Origin of the sequence: Pseudomonas sp. 22490 (assembly GCF_052044465.1) — a bacterium.
Taxonomy (GTDB): domain Bacteria; phylum Pseudomonadota; class Gammaproteobacteria; order Pseudomonadales; family Pseudomonadaceae; genus Pseudomonas; species Pseudomonas aeruginosa.
On record NZ_JBQENS010000007.1, the window covers coordinates 166,335 to 185,124 of the forward strand.

An 18,790-nucleotide genomic window follows, 5' to 3' on the forward strand; every position below is an offset into this window, starting at 1 on the left:
CGCCAAGCCCTCGATGACCAACTTATGCGGTAGGCCGCGTACGGCGACGACAGAGAATTGCGCACCGCTTACCCGCTCGACAGTGCTATGCGCCTACTGGCGAGAAAGCTGCCCGACAGTAGTCGGGTCGGCTAGCGCGGCCAGTCGGTCGATGCCCTCCTGGGCATCGACCTCAACGGCCAGTAACTGACCCGCCACCAGCGCAGCGCCGGGTACCAACAGCAGCGCCAGGAAAGCGAGCTACGAATAATCAGGAAAAACGCGCATCCAGCCCGATGCATAAAAATTTCGCTCTACCCGAAACTCCCGCTCATGACAGAAATCACTGCCTCGCCAACCGCTGATCGAAGCTCCCCTCAATCCAGCATCCCCACATACCCCGGCACCTCCCCCACTCGCTTGATCCACGCGCGGATCGCCGGGTAGGCCGTCAGGTCGAAGCCGCCTTCATGGGCGACATGGGTGTAGGCGTAGAGGGTGATATCGGCGATGGAGAACTGTTCGCCGACCAGGAATGGCGTGCGCGACAGCTGTTTCTCCATGACGTCGAGGGCCTTGTAGCCGCCGATCTTCTTCTCTTCGAACTCGGCGCGGCGGGCTTCCGGGAGGCCGAGGTAGAGCTTGATGAAGCGCGCCACGGCCACATAGGGCTCATGGCTGTATTGCTCGAAGAATTGCCATTGCAGCACCTGGGTGCGCAGGCGCGGTTCGCTGGGCAACAGGGCGCTGCCGTCGGCGAGGAAGTTGAGGATGGCGTTGGACTCCCACAGGCAACTGCCGTCCTCCAGCTCCAGCACCGGTATCTTGCCGTTGGGGTTCTTCGCCAGGAACTCCGGGGTCTGGGTCTCGCCCTTGAGAATGTCCACCGGTACCCACTGGTAGTCGATGCCGAGCAGCGACATGGCCAGCTTGATCTTGTAGCAGTTGCCCGAACGGTAATCACCGTAGACCTTGTACATCGTGTCGCTCCTCGGATCGGATGGCCGGCGCCCCGGAAGGAGCGCCGATGAGGGTTCAGGCCGCTTCGGCGGCCTGGGCGTCGCGGACGACCTTGGCCAGGCGCCGCAGGCCTTCGTGCAGGCGCTCCGGGGCGACGTGGCTGAAGTTCAGCCGCAGACGCCCGAGATTCTGCTCCGGCTCGGCGAAGAAAGGTTCGCCGGGCATGAATGCGACATCGGCGGCCAGCGCCGGCTGGAGCAGGGTGCGGGTATCCAGCGGCTGCCTGAGGGTCAGCCAGAAGAACAGCCCGCCCTCCGGGATATTCCATTCGGCCAGCTCACCGAAGTGCTCCAGCAGCGCCTCCTGCATGGCGTCGCGGCGGACCCGGTAGAACTCGCGCAGTTCGGCCAGGTGCTGGCGGTAGGCCTCGCTGCCGAACCATTGCAGCGCCTGCCACTGCCCTACCCGGTTGGTATGCAGGTCGGCCGACTGTTTCAGCCGCAGCAGGTGGGGGAACAGGTCCGGGGTGGCGATCAGGAAACCGACGCGCAGGCCCGGCAGCAGGGTCTTCGACACCGTGCCGGTATAGATCCAGCTGGACTTGCGCAGGCGGCTGACCAGCGGGGTTGCGCGGCCCTCGTCGAACACCAGTTCGCGATAGGGTTCGTCTTCGATCAGGGTCACGCCGAATTCGTCTAGCAGCGCCGCCACCGCGTCGCGGCGTTCCTCGCTGTAGCGCACGCCGGACGGATTCTGGAAAGTCGGGATCAGGTAGGCGAAGGCCGGCTTGTGTCGCTCCAGGCGCTGCCGCAGGGCAACCAGGTCGGGGCCCTCGGCACCCAGCGGCACGGTCACGCAATCGGCGCCGAACAATTGGAAGGCCTGTAGCGCGGCGAGGTAGGTCGGCGCCTCGAGCAGCACCTCGGTGCCCGGATCGATGAACAGCTTGCTGGCCAGGTCGAGGGTCTGCTGCGAACCGCTGACGATCAGCACCTGGCTCGCCTCGCAGGGGACGCCGAGGGCACGCGCTTCGGCGGCGATGGCTTCGCGCAGGGCAGGCTCGCCTTCGCTCATGCCGTACTGGCCCATGGAGGCCGGCATCTGCTCCCACTGCACCTTCGGCAGCATCGGCTCGGCCGGCAGCCCGCCGGCGAACGACATCACCTCCGGACGCTGCGCCGCGGCAAGGATTTCGCGGATCAAGGAGCTTTTCAGGCGGGAGATGCGTTCAGAGAAGGCCATGGGATCACCGGTAGCGTAGGCGGGGAAAAATGAGTCAAACTGCTTGACCGAAACTACGATGCCGCACCCGGAAGCGTCAATATGCCTGACCTGAAAAACCACGCCGTCCAGCAGCAGGCCATGATGGAAGCCTTCTTCTTCGCGTACCAGGCCTTCACCACCAAGCCTGACGAGATGCTCGCCCGCCGCGGCCTGGGACGTGTGCACCACCGCGTGCTGTTCTTCATCGCCCGCTATCCGGGCCTCAGCGTGAAGGAACTGCTGGCCCTGCTCGGCGTGACCAAGCAGGCGCTGAACATCCCGCTGCGCCAGTTGCTGGAGATGAACCTGATCGGCAGCGCCACCGCCGACGACGACAAGCGCAAACGCCTCCTCGGCCTCACCGCCGAGGGCGTGCGGTTGGAAAAGGCGCTGCGTCGCGAGCAGTCGCGGCTGCTCCAACGCTGCTTCGAGGAAGCCGGCGGCGAAGCGGTCTCCGGCTGGCTGGCGGTCAATCGCACCCTGGCTCGGGCGCATGCAGGCAGCCGCGGCGAAGCGGCGACGGAGGCCGCCGACTGACGCCCCATGGGCCTGGCGCATGGACGCTCGACAAGCCGACCGGCTGCCCGCTAGCTCCGCTCCAACTCCCGCGCCGCGCGCCAGCAGGCCAGCGCCATGGCCACGGTGGCGGCCAGCAGCGGCAGTACCGCCAGCACCAGCAACAGCACCGAAGCCAGCATCGCGCCGCCGGCGATGTCCAGCCAGGCCATGATCCGCAGCGACGGATAGAGGTTTTCCTGCTTGAGCAGACGCAGGCCCAGCCAGAGGGTGGTAGCGCCGATCAGCGCAAGCAGCGCGAAGTACACCAGCGCCTGCCAGTTCCAGCCCTGCAGCGCATCGTCGGTAACCGCCAGCAGGCTCCAGCCCTCGCCCAGCAGGGTCAGGAGAATCGACAACCATACCGGCCAGGCCAGCGAGGGGCCGCGAAAGCGCGACTCGACCAGGTGCTTGAGCCGCAGCAGCAGGTAGGCGCCGAGCAGGCTGAGGAGCAGGCCCAGCCAGTCGGCGTAGACCCTGAACGCGGCGCCGTCGCCGAATGCCTCCAGCAGGCTGAGCACCATCAGCACCACGCCGCCGGCTATCGAGGCCAGGCAGAGCCAGGCGAGGATGCGCAGTTGCGCGGGCGTCCAGCGCCGGCGGAAAGCATCCGGTATGCCCTGCTCGACCAATTCGACACGCGGCGTGGCGTAGGGGTTTGCATCCATGGCGAAGCTCCTCGGCAAATGCCGGGAAGTTACCAGCTCCGCCAGCTTCCGGCAGCTGCGACTGTATGGCCAACTATGTCCGCGGCTGTACCGGGACAGCCCCTGGCCGGCTGTTTAGGCTGCGCAAAACAGAAAAAGATGATCGGCACTCCGCGCCTCGCGCAACCTGCCCCGTGGCTCCGCCCACCGCCGTGCCCGGTCGTCCCGCACACTCCATGGAAGTACCCGGCATGACCGAAACCACCCAGCCCCAGCCTCGTCTGCGTCCGTTCGCCGACTCCTCTCCCGCCGCCGTGGTGGCCGGCTTCGTCGCCATGCTCACCGGCTACACCAGCTCGCTGGTACTGATGTTCCAGGCCGGGCAGAACGCCGGTCTCAGCAGCGCGCAGATTTCCTCGTGGATCTGGGCCCTGTCGATCGGCATGGGCCTGGCGACCATCGGCCTGACCCTGCGCTACCGGGTGCCGATCGTGATCGCCTGGTCCACCCCCGGCGCGGCGCTGCTGATCAGCAGCCTGCCCGGAGTGCCGTACAGCGAGGCGATCGGCGCCTTCATCGTCTGCGCCCTCCTGATCACCCTGTGCGGCGTCACCGGCAGCTTCGAACGCCTGATGCGCCAGGTTCCCTCCTCGCTGGCCTCGGCGCTGCTGGCCGGGGTGCTGTTCCGCATCGGCATCGAGATCTGCAACGCCGCCGAGCAACAGACCCTGCTGGTGCTGGCGATGTTCTTCAGCTATCTGCTGTGCAAACGCTTCTCGCCGCGCTATGCGGTGTTCGCTGCGCTACTGGTGGGGGTGCTGCTGGCCGGGATACTGGGCCAACTGGACTTCAGCAGGTTCCGCCTGGAACTGGCGGTACCGGAGTGGACCACGCCGAGCTTCTCCCTGGCCGCCACCATCAGCATCGGCATCCCGCTGTTCATCGTCGCCATGGCTTCGCAGAACATGCCCGGCATCGCCGTGCTGCGCGCCGACGGCTACCAGGTGCCAGCCTCGCCGCTGATCTCGAGTACCGGCATCGCCTCGATCCTGCTGGCACCGTTCGGCTCCCACGGGATCAACCTGGCGGCGATCAGCGCGGCGATCTGCACCGGACCCTCGGCCCACGAGGACCCGCACAAGCGCTATACCGCGGCGCTCTGGTGCGGCTTCTTCAACTGCGTCGCAGGAACCTTCGGCGCCACCCTGGCAGCGTTGTTCGCGGCGTTCCCCAAGGCACTGGTACTGTCCATCGCCGCCATCGCACTGCTCGGCTCGATCATGAACGGCCTGGCCAACTCGATGGCCGACGAGCGCCAGCGCGAGGCCGCGCTGGTGACCTTCATGGTCACCGCCTCCGGCTTCACCCTGCTGTCCATCGGCTCGGCGTTCTGGGGCCTGGTGGCCGGCCTGCTGACTCAGTTCGTGCTCAACTGGCGGCGCGGCTGACCGACCTCAGTCCGGCGCCGTCACGGGCGCCGGCGTGGCCTGGTGGCCACGGCTGACCCACCAGCCGAAGGCCGCCGCGGTGAAGAACATCAGCACTCCGTAGATCGCCGGCGGAATCGCCATGGTGCTGTTGTTCAGCAGGCTCGGACTCAGCGCCAGGGCGATCGCCAGGGTGCCGTTGTGGATGCCGATCTCCATGCCGATGGCCACCGCCTGGGCCTTCGGCAGGCGCAGCAGGCGCGGCACCCAGTAGCCCACCGCCAGGCTCAGCAGGTTGAAGGCCAGCGCGGCCAGCCCGACCACCGGCGCGTAGGTGACGAAGGTCTGCCAGTCCTTGGCCAGCGCCAGCAGGATGATCACCAGCAACAGCAGCGCGGAAAGGATCTTCACCGGCTTCTGCAGGCGATCCGCCACGGCCGGCAGGCGGTTGCGCACCAGCATGCCGATGGCCACCGGGCCGAGGACGATGACGAAGACCTGCACGACCTTGCCGAACTGCAGGGGAATCGCCTGCCCGTCGCCCATGAAGTATTGCAGCGACAGATTGACGATCAGCGGCATGGTGAGGATGGCGATCACCGAGTTCACCGCGGTCAGGGTGATGTTCAGTGCCACGTCGCCATGCGCCAGGTGGCTGTAGAGGTTGGCGGTGGTGCCGCCGGGCGAGGCCGCCAGCAACATCATGCCGACCGCCAGGGCCGCCTCCAGGGCGAAGCCCTGGACGATCAGGAAACAGGCCAGGGGCAGCAGGACGATCTGGCACACCAGGCCGACCAGCACCGGCTTCGGGTAGCGCACCACGCGGAGGAAGTCGGCCGGGGTCAGGGATAGTCCGAGACCGAGCATGATGATGCCCAGTGCGATGGGGAGGAACAGGGTCAGGATGGGATCGGCGGTCATTATTGTTATTGCTCCGATGCGATGGAGACGGGCTCAGGCCCCGGATTCTCGACCCAGGTTAGTCCCCCGGCAGTGGCCTGGCGCGCCAAACCGCGTGCCGACCTGTAACAGAATGCGAATGCCCCGCGCCGGGGCATCCCGGTTGTATCGCCGCCCGCTCAGATCGCCGTCGCCCCGCCGTCCACCGGCAAGGCGATACCGGTGGTGAAGCCTGCGTTGTCGCAGCACAGATAGAGCACCGCGGCGGCGATTTCCTCGACCCGCCCGACCCGACCCAGCGGATGCATCGCGGCGGCGAACTCGGCCTTGCGCGGATCGGCCTCGTAGGCGCGGCGGAACATGTCGGTGTCGATCACCGCCGGACACACGGCGTTGACGCGGATGCCCTTCTTCGCGTACTCGATCGCCGCCGATTTGGTCAGGCCGATCACCGCGTGCTTGGAAGCAGCGTAGATGCTCATCTTCGGCGCCGCGCCGAGCCCGGCGACCGAGGCGGTGTTGACGATCGCGCCACCGCCCTGGGCCAGCATCAGCGGGATCTGGTGCTTCATGCACAACCAGACGCCCTTCACGTTGACAGCCATGATGGCGTCGAACTCGGCTTCGTTGCCGTCGGCCAGCTTGCCCTGCTCGATCTCGATACCGGCGTTGTTGAAGGCATAGTCGAGACGGCCGTAGGCCGCTGCGCAACCCTCTACCAGCGCCTTGACCTCGGCGTCGCGGGTGACGTCGCAGCGAATGAAGAGGGCTTCGCCTCCCGCCTGGCGGATCGCCTCGACCGTGCCCTCGCCGCCGGCGCTGTCCAGGTCGGCGACCACCACCTTGACCCCGGCGGCGGCGAAGGCCAGCGCGGTAGCGCGGCCGATGCCCGCCGCACCGCCAGTGACCAGTGCGACCTGGCCGGAAAGAAGTTTGCTCATCTGCTGCTCCTCGGAAAATCGCCTTCCGCCAACCGCGACGGAACCGGGCCGCGCCAGTCTAGCCAGGGCCGGCGCAAGGCATAGCACTATCAGGGGACTGGAGGATGGGCCATCCAGCCCGCTGATAAGACTGATGGCGGCGAATCATCGGCATAGATGACCGGTCATTTCCGCACTCGCCTTCGCTTGCCGCCGGCGCCGGCGCCAGCTATCCCTAGGGGCCTGTTTCCCGACATTCGAGTGCCCTGCCATGACCTCCCAGATCAATCGGCAATACCAGTTGGCCCAGCGTCCCAGCGGGCTGCCCGGCCGCGACACCTTCAGTTTCGTCGAAACCCCGCTCGGCGAACCGGCCGAGGGCCAGATCCTGGTGAAGAACGAGTACCTGTCGCTGGACCCGGCGATGCGCGGCTGGATGAACGACGCCCGCTCCTACATCCCGCCGGTGGGGATCGGCGAGGTGATGCGTGCGCTCGGCGTCGGCAAGGTGCTGGTTTCGAAGCACCCCGGCTTCCAGGCCGGCGACTACGTCAACGGCGCCCTCGGCGTGCAGGACTATTTCATCGGCGAGCCCAAGGGTTTCTACAAGGTCGACCCGTCCCGCGCGCCGCTGCCACGCTATCTCTCGGCGCTGGGCATGACCGGCATGACCGCCTACTTCGCGTTGCTCGACGTCGGCCAGCCGAAGAACGGCGAGACCGTGGTGATCTCCGGCGCCGCCGGTGCGGTGGGCAGCGTTGCCGGGCAGATCGCCAGGCTCAAGGGCTGCCGGGTGGTGGGCATCGCCGGCGGCGCCGAGAAATGTCGCTTCCTGGTCGAAGAACTGGGCTTCGACGGCGCCATCGACTACAAGAACGAAGACCTCGCCGCCGGACTCAAGCGCGAATGCCCGAAGGGTATCGATGTGTTCTTCGACAACGTCGGCGGCGAAATCCTCGACACAGTGCTCACCCGCATCGCCTTCAAGGCACGCATCGTCCTCTGCGGGGCGATCAGCCAGTACAACAACAAGGAAGCGGTGCGCGGCCCGGCCAACTACCTGTCGCTGCTGGTCAATCGGGCGCGCATGGAAGGCATGGTGGTGATGGACTATGCCCAGCGCTTCCCAGAAGGCCTGAAGGAGATGGCCACCTGGCTGGCGGAAGGCAAGCTGCAATCGCGCGAGGACATCGTCGAAGGCCTGGAGACCTTCCCCGAAACGCTGCTCAAGCTGTTCAGCGGGGAAAACTTCGGCAAGTTGGTGTTGAAGGTCTGAGGTCCGCCGCCGGCGCGAAGAAGCGGCGGATAGCGCCTCGCCTCGAAGAGCGTGTGCACTGAAGAAATAATGATTCCCGGCAATCCTGCCGCCTGTCCTTCGGGCTAAGCTGCGGCATCCGCGCCTGCAAGGAATCAGCCGCATGCCACTCGCCCGCTGGGTACCCGGACTCGATAGCCTGCTCCACTACCGCCGCGCCTGGTTCCGTCCGGATGTCCAGGCCGGGCTGTCGGTAGCGGCGATCCAGATCCCCACCGCCATCGCCTACGCCCAGATCGCCGGCTTCCCGCCCCAGGTAGGCCTCTATGCGTGCATCCTGCCGATGCTGATCTACGCCCTGATCGGCAGCTCGCGGCAGTTGATGGTAGGCCCCGACGCGGCGACCGCGGCGATGGTCGCCGCCGCCATCACCCCGCTGGCGGCGGGCGATCCGCAGCGCCTGGTGGACCTGTCGATGATCGTCGCGATCATGGTCGGGCTGTTCTCCATCGTCGCCGGCCTGGCCCGCGCCGGGTTCATCGCCAGCTTCCTCTCGCGACCGATCCTGGTCGGCTACCTCAACGGCATCGGCCTGAGCCTGCTGGTCGGGCAACTGGGCAAGCTGTTCGGCTACGAGGCGGCGACCAGCGGCTTCGTCGCCGGCATCCTCGCGCTGCTGGAGAACCTGCTGCACATCCATTGGCCGACGCTGATCCTCGGCAGCCTCTCGCTCTTGCTGATGGTGCTGCTGCCGCGGCGCTTCCCGCAGTTGCCCGGGGCGCTCTGCGGCGTCCTCCTGGCCAGCCTCGCCGCGGCGCTGCTGGGCCTGGATCGCTACGGCGTGGAACTGCTTGGCGAGGTACCGGCCGGGCTGCCGCAACTGAGCTGGCCGCAGACCAGCCTGGAGGAACTGAAAAGCCTGCTGCGCGACGCCACCGGCATCACGGTGGTCAGCTTCTGCAGCGCCATGCTCACCGCGCGCAGCTTCGCCGCCCGTCACGGCTACAGCATCAACCCCAACCACGAATTCGTCGCCCTCGGCCTGGCCAACATCGGCGCCGGGGTCTCCCAGGGCTTCGCCATCAGCGGCGCCGACTCACGCACCGCGGTGAACGACATGGTCGGCGGCAAGACCCAACTGGTCGGCGTGGTCGCCGCGCTGGTGATCGCCGCCACCCTGTTGCTGCTGAACAAGCCCCTGGGCTGGGTGCCGATGCCGGCGCTCGGTGCGGTCCTGTTGCTGGCCGGCTGGGGCCTGATCGACGTGCAGGCGCTGAAGGGCTTCTGGAAGCTCAGCCGCTTCGAGTTCAGCCTCTGCCTGCTGACCACCGTCGGCGTGCTCAGCGTCGGCGTGCTGCCGGGAATCTTCGTCGCCGTCAGCATCGCCGTACTGCGCCTGCTCTACTACACCTATCGCCCGAGCGACGCGGTGCTCGGCTGGATGCACGGCATCGACGGCCAGGTCGAGCTGGCCAAGTACCCGCAGGCCACCACTCTTCCCGGCCTGGTGATCTACCGCTTCGACGCCCCCCTGCTGTTCTTCAACGCCGACTACTTCAAGCAGCGGGTGCTTGCCGTGGTGGACGGCAGCGAGCGGCCGAATGCGGTGCTGCTCAACGCCGAAGCCATGACCAACCTCGACATCAGCGGCCTGGCCACCCTCCACGAGGTGCAACAGATCCTCAAGGCCCAGGGCGTGCACCTGTCGCTGGCGCGGGTGACCGGGCAGACGCTGGACCTGCTGCAACGCTCGAGCATGCTCGGCGAGATCAAGCCGCCGCTGGTGTTCAGCTCGGTGCGCTCCGGGGTCAGTGCCTATCGCTACTGGCTGCGCCAGCAGGAAAGACTCGCCGCCCAGGCCGCGGCTACAAGCGGAAATGCCTGACCATGCCCTGTAGTTCGCGCCCCAGCTCCGCCAGTTGTTCGCTGGACGAAGCCGTCGACTGCATGGCCTGGGCCGACTGATCGGCCACCTCGCGGATCGCCGTGACGCTGCGGTTGATCTCCTCGGCGACCGCGCTCTGCTGCTCGGAGGCTGCGGCGATCTGCTGGTTCATCTGCTGGATCAGCGCCACCGCCGTAGCGATGTTGCCCAGCGCCGCCTCGGTCTGCAACGCGTCGTCGACGCTCTGGTCCACCAACTGGTGGCTGCGCTGCATACGCTGCACCGCCTGCTGCGTGCCATTCTGCAAGGCACCGATCAGGGTCTCGATCTCGGCCGTGGACTGTTGGGTGCGCCGCGCCAGCGCCCGCACCTCGTCGGCGACCACGGCGAAGCCTCGACCCTGGTCGCCGGCCCGCGCCGCCTCGATGGCGGCGTTCAGCGCCAGCAGGTTGGTCTGCTCGGCCACGCTCTTGATCACGTCCAGCACGCTGCCGATGCGCTGGCTGTCGGCGCTCAGCGCCTCGACGCTGGCGGTGGCCGCGCGCACCGCCTCGGCCAGTCGCTCGATCCGCTCCAGGGTCTGGCGTACCACCTCCTGGCCGACGCTGACCTTGCCGTCGGCGCTTTCCGCCGCCCCCGCGGCTTCCTCGGCGTTGTGCGCCACTTCATGGACGGTGGCGGCCATCTGGTTCATCGCCGTGGCCACCTGTTCGGTTTCCGCCCGCTGGCTGTCGATTCCCAGGCGGGTGCGCGTGGTAACGCCGGACAGCGCCTCGGAAGCGCCGGCAATCCGCCCGACGCCGTCCTGCAACTGGCTGACGATACCGCGCAGGCTGCCGGTCATGGCGCGCATCGCGGCCATCAGTTGGCCAACCTCGTCGCGCCGCTCGCTGTCGACCCGTACCGCAAGGTCGCCTTCGGCGATCCGCTGCGCCACACCCATCGCCTGGCGCAGCGGACGGACGATCAGCAGGCTGATGCCGAAGGCCGCGCCCAGGCCCACCAGCAGCGCCAGCACGGCGGCGCCGACGATCAGCAGGGAGTTTGTCCGCAGGCTGTGGAGCATGGCCTGCTGCTGCGCCTCCCAGCTACGGTCGACACGCGCCATCACCTGCCCGGCGCGCTCGCCCATGGCGGCGTACATCTGCCGCTCCTGGAGCTGACTGGCGCGGTACTCGGCGAGCTTGTCGGCGAAACCGCGGATATTGGTCAGCACGTCCTTGACCACCGACACGTAGGCATCGTCGGTGATCGCCTGCTCCAGCCGGGCTGCCAGCTCCAGCGCCTCGCGCAGCGATTTCGGCGGCCCCTCCTGCGCATCCGCGGCGCGCGCTTCGAGACGCGAGCGGGCCTCGTCCAGCCCCTGAAGGACCAGGCGATTGACCTGGGCGACCTGGGCCGCCTGCTGCAACAGCGGCTCGCCGTCGTGCCCCTGGCTCTCCTTCAGCGCATAGGCGCCATCCTCGGCCAGGCTGGACTGGAGGATATCGAGGCTGTTGGCGGCGCCGTTCAGCGACCAACTGGCGCTTTCCCAAGCCAATTGGCGTCCCTGGATGGACTGCTCGAAGCGGCCGAACGCTTCTAGGTATGCCGCCAGCACCTGCTCCACCTCGGCCATGCCAAGCGCCTGATCGGCGTCGCCGTCGGCCTTGAGCCGGCCCACCCGTTCAAGGGTCGCGGCCAGGCGCTGGCGCAAGCGCTCGGCGTCGCTCTTTTCCCCGTGCAGGGCAAATTCCTTCTCGGCCTGGCGAACCTCCAGCACGTCGCGATTGATCGCGCTCATCTCCTGCAGGCGCGCGAAGCGCTGCCCCAGCGCATGCAGCGAGAGCACCGCGAGCGCGGCCACCAGCGCGGTCAATAGCAGGACCAGGGTAAAACCGATGGCCAGTTTCTTCGCCGTGCCGAGATCGGCCAGACGCCTGCGCAGCAACCCCAGCATGACTCCCCTCCCCCGTGACGCGCCGTCTGCGTGCGCATTTCCCGCTGTGTCGCGCGTTTTTCGCCGAACCTGAGCGGCCGGGCAAGGTAGTGGCACGATAATGGCCAGGAGAGATATGCGCAGGTCGTTTCCAGGATATCCGGGCTGACGTCGGTCGAGCGCGGAGCCATACTGGGCGCCCCATGGAAAAGGAGCTTGCCATGCGTCCCGTATTGCCGCTGTTGCTGTCGCTGAGTCTGTGCGCCCCCGCCCTGGCCGACTGGAGCGGCCCGATCGAGCAGCCGCTCTGGTCGTTGCCGGCGGCGCCGGGCCTGTCGCGCTGGCTGATCGTGCACAACCTGTCGAGCGCGGCGGCCGACGGCCTGTACCACGTCGAGGTCCTGGAGCGCCGCCAGGGCCAGCAGCCCTGGCAGTTCCAGCGCCTGGCCGCGCACCTGGCGCTGACCGAACAGGCGCTGCGCGCGAGTATCGTGGCGCCGCTGAAGCGCGGCGGGGTGTATCCGGAAAGCTACCAGTTCGCCTATCGCCAGTGGCAGGAACGCCAGGCCGCGGGCCAGGCGCCGGTGTGCCGGCGCACGGTCGACGAGTGCCTGCGGGCGCCGGACTGAGCCCGGCTACCTGGGCCGGATCATGCTGAACGTGTCGCGGGTATGGCTGTAGTGGCTGCCGCCCAGGCGACCGACCAGGTCGAGCCGGGCGCTATCCACATGGCGCTCGTCGGCCAGCACGGCATCGTCGACATGGGCCAGCAGCACGCGGGCGAAGATCAGGTGGCAATTGGGGTTCTCCGCCGGATACGGCTTGATCTCCGCCACCTCGCACTCGAAGGCCACCGCCGCCGCGGCGATCCGCGGCGGCGCCACGCGTACGCTGGACACGGTAGGGATGCCGACCGTCTCGATCTCGCTCACACCATGGGGCAGCCAGGCGGAGGTGGCGTTCATGGTTTCGGCCTGGGCGGCGCCGACCAGGTGGATCACCAACTGCCCGGTGGCCTGGACGTTGCGCAGGGTGTCCTTGAGGCTGCCGTCGTCGCGCAGGCTGACGTTGACCATCAGGGTCGGCGGCTCGTCGCTGATCACCTGGAAGAAGCTGAACGGGGCCAGGTTGCTGGCGCCCTCGGCGGACAGGGTCGAGACCCAGGCAATCGGTCGCGGGGTGACGGTGGAAGCCAACCAGCGATAGGCCTCGGCGGGAGCGATGGTGGTGAAGTCCAGTTGCATGGCGGTCTCGCGGAAATCGACGGAGGGGACGCCGATTATGCCGCAGCCCCGCAGCTCTCGCGACCGTCTGCGCCGCAGCCCTGCGCCACCTGGAGGCAGCGGCTAGACTTGCCCTACCCTCACCCAGGAGCCCTGCCATGAACTATCGAGGAAGCTGCCACTGCGGAACCATCGCCTACGAAGTCGAAGGCGACCTCGACCAGGTGATCCAGTGCAACTGTTCACTGTGCAGCCGGCGCGGCTGGCTGCTGTGGTTCGTCCCGCGCGACCGTCTGGCGCTGAAGACGCCGGCCAGCGCGATGCACACCTACACCTTCAACACCCACCGCCTGCAGCATCACTTCTGCCCCACCTGCGGCTGCGCGCCGTTCAGCGAAGGCATAGGTCCGGACGGCCAGGCGATGGCCGCGGTCAACGCGCGCTGCCTGGAGGACATCGACGCCAACGCGCTCCCGGTACAGCACTACGATGGCCGCAACGCCTGACGCTGGCGCAGGTAGCCGATCACCTCGGCCTGGTTGCCGCGGAACTCGACGCGGTCTTCCTTGCTCTGCCGCTGGAAGGCGTACATCGGGTCGTAGTACTCCTTGAGCAGCCCCTCGATCCAGCCGCGATGGGTATCCACCGAGCCGTCGCGGCCCTGCTCTTCCAGCGCCTGCACGAGGATCGCCGCCAGCCGCTGGTAGCGCTCGCCGCCGAGGCGCTTGACGATGCCGGCGAGGCTCTTCTGCAGGTAGGCGGAGAAGGCGGCGAAGCCCTCCTCCACGCCCACCACGCGCTCGAACTCGCTGCGCAGATCGATCACGTAGTCCCTGAGGATACGCTCGACACGCTGCTCGAAGGCATCCTCCAGCCAGACCAGCGGGTAGCCCTGCATACCCTGGTACAGCTCCAGCGGCAAGGAGCAGCTGCCGACGATCCGCCCCTCGTCCTCGAGGACGAACTGGCCGACGCCACGATGACGCTTCTTCAGGATGTCGATGGCCAGGCGGTTCTCGAAGTCTATCTGCGCCGGCTGCGGCGTGGCTCGCCGGCCAAAGCTGGAGCCGCGATGGTTGGCGTGGCCTTCGAGATCGAGGCTGTTGTCCAGCGCCGCGATCACCTCGGTCTTGCCGCAACCAGTAAGGCCGCCGACCAGCACGAAATCGCACTCGTCGACCGCCGCGCGGGTGGTTTCGAAAAGGAAGTTGCGCAACGCCTTGTAGCCGCCGATCACCCGTGGGTAGTCGATGCCGGCGTCCTGCTTCAGCCACTGCTGGACGATCTGCGAGCGCAGGCCGCCGCGGAAGCAATACAGGTAGCCGTTCGGGTTGGCTTCGGCGAAGGCTTTCCAGGCCGCCAGCCGTTCGGCCTTGAGCGCCCCGCAGACCAGTTCGTGGCCAAGGGCGATGGCGGCCTGCTGGCCGTGCTGCTTGTAGCTGGTGCCGACCTTCTGCCGCTCGATGTCGTTCATCAGCGGCCGGTTGACAGTGTTGGGAAAGGCGCCCTTGTGGTACTCCACCGGGGCGCGCACATCCATCAGGGGGATATCGTCGAGAAACAGTTCGCGGTAGTGCTGGGTGTTGTCGCGCATTACAGCACCTGTACCGCGAGACTCTGTCGCTCGACCAGCTCGCCGATCGGCGCCAGTTGCAGGCCGAGTTCCGCCGCCACGGCGAGGAACTCCGCCTCGCCTTCCGGAGCCACCGCCACCAGCAGGCCGCCGCTGGTCTGCGGATCGCAAAGCAACAGCTTCTGCACTTCCGGCAGTGGCGCGATGCGCTCGCCATAGCTGTCGAAGTTGCGCAGGGTGCCGCCAGGCACGCAGCCCTGCTCCAGATAATATTCGGCACTGGCCAGGCGCGGTACCGCGGCGTACTCCACGCGTGCGGTGAGCTTGCTGCCGTCGGCCATTTCCACCAGGTGGCCGAGCAGGCCGAAACCGGTGACGTCGGTCATCGCCTTGACCCCCGCCAACCGGCCGAAGCGCGCGCCGGGCCTGTTCAGGGTGCACATCCAGTCACGCGCCACGCCGACGTCCTCGGCGCGCAGCCTGGCCTTCTTCTCGGCGGTGGTGAGGATGCCGATGCCCAGCGGCTTGGTCAGGTACAGCCTGCAGCCGGCCTCGGCGGTGTCGTTGCGTTTCATGAAGCGCTTCTCCACCACGCCGGTCACGGCCAGGCCGAAGATCGGCTCGGGGGCGTCGATGGAGTGTCCGCCGGCCAGCGGGATGCCGGCTTCCTCGCAGACCTTGCGGCCGCCGGCGATCACCTCGCGGGCGACTTCCGCGGCCAGCACGTTGACCGGCCAGCCGAGGATGGCGATGGCCATCAGCGGGTCGCCGCCCATGGCGTAGATATCGCTGATGGCGTTGGTCGCGGCGATACGGCCGAAGTCGAAGGGGTCGTCGACGATCGGCATGAAGAAATCGGTGGTGGAGACCACCCCGCGCTCCTCGTCGAGGGCGTAGACAGCCGCGTCGTCGCGCGAGGCGTTGCCGACCCAGAGCTTCGGATCGAGGTTCTGCGCGCCGCTGCCGGCGAGGATCACCTCCAGTACCTTGGGCGAAATCTTGCAGCCGCAGCCGGCGCCGTGGCTGTACTGGGTCAGGCGGATCGCCTCGCTCATCGGTGTACTCCCGTGGATGTCGGAAAAGTGCCCATTCTAGCAAAGCCGGCGCCGCCGCCAGAGGACCGATCGCCGCGCCCGGCTCAGCGCCCGGCGCGCGACTCGCGGATATAGAAGCGCGCCTTCTCGGCCTTGCTGGTGCAGCCCTCGTAGGCCTCGAACTGCTGCTGGGTCTTGGCCCCGGTGAGCAGGGTCAGGGCCTTCGAGTAGCTGACGGTGCCGGCGAAACCTTCGGCCTTGGCCAGGTCGAGTTCCTTCCAGGCCGCGTCCAACTGGTCGGCGCAGTTCTCCCGGTAGGCGGTCTTGCCGGCGCAGCCGGCCAGGGTCAGGGCAAGGACGGGCAGAACGATCCAGGTTTTCATCGAACGATCTCCGGACAGGGAAAGGGCCGCGCATCGCCGCGACGCACTTGGCGGCGGCCGGGCGACACGCGTATCGTTTTCGCTTCGTCACGCAGTATTGGCAAGGGGTTGCAGATGAGCAAACAGGTCGCCCTGGTATTGGGCTCCGGCGGTGCGCGCGGCTACGCGCACATCGGCGTGATCGAGGAACTCGAGGCACGCGGCTATGAGATCACCTGCATCGCCGGTTGTTCCATGGGCTCGGTGATCGGCGGCATCTACGCCGCCGGCAAGCTGCGCGAGTACCGCGAGTGGGTGGAAAGCCTGGATTACCTCGACGTGCTGCGCCTGCTCGACGTCAGCTTCCGCCTCGGCGCGATCCGCGGCGAGCGGGTGTTCGGCAAGATCCACGAGATCCTCGGCGAGGTAAACATCGAGGACCTGTCGATTCCCTACACGGCGGTTGCCACCGACCTCACCAACCAGCAGGAAATCTGGTTCCAGGAAGGCTGCCTGCACCAGGCCATGCGCGCCTCGGCGGCAATCCCCAGCCTGTTCACACCGGTCACGCAGGGCAGCCGCATGCTGGTCGACGGCGGCCTGCTCAACCCATTGCCGATCGTGCCGGTGGTGTCGGCCCACAGCGACCTGATCATCGCGGTCAACCTCAACGCCACCAACCAGAAGCAGTACCACCTGCCGGTGATCGAGCGTCCGGCCGCGCTCAAGGGGCGCTTCGACAGCATGATCGAGAGCCTCGGCCACAAACTCTCATTCTTCCGCCGCCACGGCGACGACAATACCCCGCCGGAGCTGAGCGCCGACGCCCTGCTCCATCCGGTTCCGGCGGAATCCGAGGAGCCCGCCGAGCCGCAACTGCAACAGCCGGCCGCGGCGCCGCAAGGCAAGGACTCGCCGAAGTCGGCCAGCGGCACCACGGTGGTGGAAAGCAGCGGTCCGGCATCGCTGCTGGAACTGGTCAACCAGAGCTTCGAGGTGATGCAGACCTCGCTGGCGCAGTACAAGATCGCCGGCTACCCGCCGGACATCCTGATCAACGTGCCGAAGCGGGTCTGCCGCTTCTTCGAGTTCTACAAGGCGCCGGAACTGATCGCCCTCGGCCGGCAGATCGCCAGCGACACCCTGGACCGCTACGAGGAAGACAACGCCTGAGCCTCAGCGGCTGAACTCGAGGACCTCGTAGCCGCCGCGCCGTTCCGGGAACAGCAGGAGGAAGCCACCGGCGTGCGGGCGCAGCAGCGCGACCACGTCGGACTCAGCCGGCGCGCCGTGGACCAGGCCACTGAAGGCCACCTGGGGCTCGTCGTTGACCGTGGCGCCGCCGAGGAACACGTAGCGCTGCGTGCCTTCGCGGAACAGGTAGCCGCTGACCCGCTGCGAACCGCTGGTCTTCTCCAGGAACAGGCCGCGGTCGGTACGCCGGATGCGGCACTGGAAGTTCGGATAGCGATAGATGCCGTACTGGTCGGCCTGGGTCGAGCGGCACTTCCAGTCGCCCAGCAGGCCTTTCTCGTCGAGGGCGACGACGGGCTGCGCCAGGCTGAGTTCCAGTTGCTCCAGTTCCGGCAGGAATTCCTCGAAGGCACTGTCGTAGTAGCGCTTGTTGATGGCCTCGGCGTCCTGCTCGACGGCCAGCACGCTGCGCTGCTGCTGTTCGCTGGTGTAGCCACGCCAGTCCGGTTCGGCGGCGCCGGCATGCGCGCAGGCGGCGAGAACGGTGAGGCAGGCGAAGACACGGGAAACGGGGATCGGACGGGACATGGCGACCTTCCTGGCGAGTGGACCGGCGCATCCGGCGCCGGCAAGCGGTAGCCGCAGAACATAGCGCAGCGGCGCCGGGAATTCGAGCGCCGCCACGACGGGTGGCGGTTTCAGAAGATCGACCAGCCGATCCGCTCGCTGAGTTTCTCCAGCGCGGCGATACCCGCCAGCGAATTGCCCGCGGCGTTCAGTTCCGGCGACCAGACACAGACCGTGAAGCGCCCCGGCACTACCGCGATGATGCCGCCGCCGACACCGCTCTTGCCCGGCAGGCCGACCCGATAGGCAAAGTTGCCGGCCTCGTCGTAGAGCCCGCTGGTGGCCATGATCGCGTTGACCTGCTTGGTCTGCCGCTCGTTGAGTACCTGCTCGCCGCTGTGCTTGCAGAAGCCCTTGTCGGCGAGGAAGCAGAACGCCCGCGCCAGGTCGACGCAGCTCATGCGCAGCGCGCAATGATGGAAATAGCTGAGCAGCACCGCCTCGACGTCGTTGTGGAAGTTACCGAACGATTTCATCAGGTAGGCCGCCGCCGCGTTGCGCGAGCGGTGCTGGTACTCCGAGCGCGCCACCACCGAGTCCGACACCACTTCCGGGTTGCCGCACAGGCGCCGGACGAAATCGCGCATCGATTGCGCCGGCGCGGCGAAACGCGACTGGTTGATGTCGCAGATCACCAGGGCGCCGGCATTGATGAACGGGTTGCGCGGCTTGCCGCGCTCGAACTCCAGCTGCACCAGGGAGTTGAAAGGCTGGCCGGAGGGCTCGTGGCCAAGGCGTTGCCAGATGTCCTCGCCGGAATGCTGGATCGCCTGGACCAGGCTGAACACCTTGGAAATGCTCTGGATGGAAAACGGCCGCAGGGCGTCGCCGGCATGGAACAGCTCGCCGTCGCGGCTGTACACGGCGATCCCCAGCTGGTTCGGCTCGACGCCGGCGAGCGCGGGGATGTAGTCGGCGACCTTGCCGCGCCCGATCAGCGGGCGGACTTCATCGAGAATCTCGTTCAACAGTTGCTGCATGATGACCTTCGTGGTGACACCGGGGCACCGACCCGGGCGCATCCGGGCCAGCGCGAATGCGCGGCATCATAGGCGATGAACGCACGGG

Annotated in this window: 19 protein-coding genes; 7 read left to right on the forward strand and 12 right to left on the reverse strand. The window is 67.3% G+C overall.

Annotation, left to right across the window (positions count from 1 at the left end; translation table 11 throughout):
* Positions 1 to 356 precede the first annotated feature (356 nt).
* A complete protein-coding gene (locus ACTJJX_RS10420; RefSeq protein ID WP_003097816.1) occupies positions 357 to 959 on the reverse strand; it encodes a glutathione S-transferase family protein in 603 nt (200 codons plus the stop codon).
* 55 nt (positions 960 to 1,014) lie between these two features.
* Positions 1,015 to 2,181, reverse strand: coding sequence for an aminotransferase-like domain-containing protein (locus ACTJJX_RS10425; RefSeq protein ID WP_003097818.1), 1,167 nt, complete (start codon positions 2,179 to 2,181; stop codon positions 1,015 to 1,017).
* A gap of 81 nt (positions 2,182 to 2,262) precedes the next feature.
* Between ACTJJX_RS10425 and ACTJJX_RS10430 the strand changes: the two genes are divergently transcribed.
* A complete protein-coding gene (locus ACTJJX_RS10430; RefSeq protein ID WP_003097819.1) occupies positions 2,263 to 2,739 on the forward strand; it encodes a MarR family winged helix-turn-helix transcriptional regulator in 477 nt (158 codons plus the stop codon).
* 50 nt (positions 2,740 to 2,789) lie between these two features.
* Here ACTJJX_RS10430 and ACTJJX_RS10435 read toward each other — a convergent pair whose 3' ends face one another.
* Positions 2,790 to 3,425, reverse strand: a complete 636-nt coding sequence (locus ACTJJX_RS10435; RefSeq protein ID WP_003097821.1) for a hypothetical protein — start codon at positions 3,423 to 3,425, stop codon at positions 2,790 to 2,792.
* Positions 3,426 to 3,655: 230 nt separating this feature from the next.
* On the opposite strand from ACTJJX_RS10435, the gene ACTJJX_RS10440 reads away from it, so the two are divergent.
* On the forward strand, positions 3,656 to 4,852 hold the full coding sequence (locus tag ACTJJX_RS10440; RefSeq protein ID WP_003087572.1) for a benzoate/H(+) symporter BenE family transporter: 1,197 nt from the start codon (positions 3,656 to 3,658) through the stop codon (positions 4,850 to 4,852).
* A gap of 6 nt (positions 4,853 to 4,858) precedes the next feature.
* Here ACTJJX_RS10440 and ACTJJX_RS10445 read toward each other — a convergent pair whose 3' ends face one another.
* A complete protein-coding gene (locus tag ACTJJX_RS10445) occupies positions 4,859 to 5,752 on the reverse strand; it encodes a bile acid:sodium symporter family protein (RefSeq protein ID WP_003114604.1) in 894 nt (297 codons plus the stop codon).
* A gap of 158 nt (positions 5,753 to 5,910) precedes the next feature.
* Positions 5,911 to 6,672 carry an SDR family oxidoreductase gene (locus ACTJJX_RS10450; RefSeq protein ID WP_003114603.1) on the reverse strand — a complete coding sequence of 254 codons (762 nt, stop codon included), beginning with the start codon at positions 6,670 to 6,672 and terminating at the stop codon, positions 5,911 to 5,913.
* Between the two features lie 250 nt (positions 6,673 to 6,922).
* Between ACTJJX_RS10450 and ACTJJX_RS10455 the strand changes: the two genes are divergently transcribed.
* Together ACTJJX_RS10455 and ACTJJX_RS10460 are read left to right on the forward strand one after the other, a co-directional pair.
* On the forward strand, positions 6,923 to 7,927 hold the full coding sequence (locus tag ACTJJX_RS10455; protein WP_003097826.1) for an NADP-dependent oxidoreductase: 1,005 nt from the start codon (positions 6,923 to 6,925) through the stop codon (positions 7,925 to 7,927).
* 142 nt (positions 7,928 to 8,069) lie between these two features.
* A complete protein-coding gene (locus ACTJJX_RS10460; protein ID WP_003097828.1) occupies positions 8,070 to 9,791 on the forward strand; it encodes a SulP family inorganic anion transporter in 1,722 nt (573 codons plus the stop codon).
* On the opposite strand, the gene ACTJJX_RS10465 is transcribed toward ACTJJX_RS10460, so the two are convergent.
* Positions 9,772 to 11,730 carry a methyl-accepting chemotaxis protein gene (locus ACTJJX_RS10465; protein ID WP_003144814.1) on the reverse strand — a complete coding sequence of 653 codons (1,959 nt, stop codon included), beginning with the start codon at positions 11,728 to 11,730 and terminating at the stop codon, positions 9,772 to 9,774. The two genes, ACTJJX_RS10460 and ACTJJX_RS10465, sit on opposite strands and share 20 nt — an antisense overlap.
* A gap of 200 nt (positions 11,731 to 11,930) precedes the next feature.
* On the opposite strand from ACTJJX_RS10465, the gene ACTJJX_RS10470 reads away from it, so the two are divergent.
* The gene (locus ACTJJX_RS10470; RefSeq protein WP_003087555.1) at positions 11,931 to 12,338 is read left to right on the forward strand and encodes a DUF5086 domain-containing protein; all 408 of its coding nucleotides are present in this window, start codon (positions 11,931 to 11,933) and stop codon (positions 12,336 to 12,338) included.
* Between the two features lie 6 nt (positions 12,339 to 12,344).
* Here the strand turns inward: ACTJJX_RS10470 and ACTJJX_RS10475 are convergent, their stop codons facing one another.
* The gene (locus ACTJJX_RS10475; protein WP_003097831.1) at positions 12,345 to 12,953 is read right to left on the reverse strand and encodes a flavin reductase family protein; all 609 of its coding nucleotides are present in this window, start codon (positions 12,951 to 12,953) and stop codon (positions 12,345 to 12,347) included.
* A gap of 137 nt (positions 12,954 to 13,090) precedes the next feature.
* Here ACTJJX_RS10475 and ACTJJX_RS10480 point away from each other — a divergent pair, with 137 nt between their 5' ends.
* Positions 13,091 to 13,438, forward strand: coding sequence for a GFA family protein (locus ACTJJX_RS10480; RefSeq protein WP_003114600.1), 348 nt, complete (start codon positions 13,091 to 13,093; stop codon positions 13,436 to 13,438).
* Here ACTJJX_RS10480 and mnmH read toward each other — a convergent pair.
* The 3 genes from mnmH to ACTJJX_RS10495 all read right to left on the reverse strand — a co-directional run bounded on the left by mnmH (position 13,417) and on the right by ACTJJX_RS10495 (position 15,922).
* Positions 13,417 to 14,526, reverse strand: a complete 1,110-nt coding sequence (mnmH, locus tag ACTJJX_RS10485; RefSeq protein ID WP_003087548.1) for a tRNA 2-selenouridine(34) synthase MnmH — start codon at positions 14,524 to 14,526, stop codon at positions 13,417 to 13,419. The genes ACTJJX_RS10480 and mnmH overlap by 22 nt on opposite strands.
* Positions 14,526 to 15,560 (reverse strand): selenide, water dikinase SelD, encoded by a 1,035-nt coding sequence (gene selD, locus ACTJJX_RS10490; protein ID WP_003087546.1) that lies wholly within the window; start codon positions 15,558 to 15,560, stop codon positions 14,526 to 14,528. Before selD ends, mnmH begins: the two co-directional genes overlap by 1 nt.
* An 83-nt stretch (positions 15,561 to 15,643) precedes the next feature.
* Complete coding sequence (locus tag ACTJJX_RS10495) at positions 15,644 to 15,922, reverse strand: hypothetical protein (protein ID WP_003097836.1); 279 nt, start codon at positions 15,920 to 15,922, stop codon at positions 15,644 to 15,646.
* Between the two features lie 114 nt (positions 15,923 to 16,036).
* Here ACTJJX_RS10495 and ACTJJX_RS10500 point away from each other — a divergent pair, with 114 nt between their 5' ends.
* Positions 16,037 to 17,074: a patatin-like phospholipase family protein gene (locus ACTJJX_RS10500; RefSeq protein ID WP_016851767.1), complete on the forward strand. Its 1,038-nt coding sequence runs from the start codon at positions 16,037 to 16,039 to the stop codon at positions 17,072 to 17,074.
* Positions 17,075 to 17,077: 3 nt separating this feature from the next.
* Here the strand turns inward: ACTJJX_RS10500 and ACTJJX_RS10505 are convergent, their stop codons facing one another.
* Positions 17,078 to 17,683 (reverse strand): DUF4893 domain-containing protein, encoded by a 606-nt coding sequence (locus ACTJJX_RS10505; RefSeq protein WP_016253583.1) that lies wholly within the window; start codon positions 17,681 to 17,683, stop codon positions 17,078 to 17,080.
* 110 nt (positions 17,684 to 17,793) lie between these two features.
* Positions 17,794 to 18,702 (reverse strand): glutaminase B, encoded by a 909-nt coding sequence (glsB, locus tag ACTJJX_RS10510; protein ID WP_003087537.1) that lies wholly within the window; start codon positions 18,700 to 18,702, stop codon positions 17,794 to 17,796.
* Between the last annotated feature and the right edge of the window lie 88 nt (positions 18,703 to 18,790).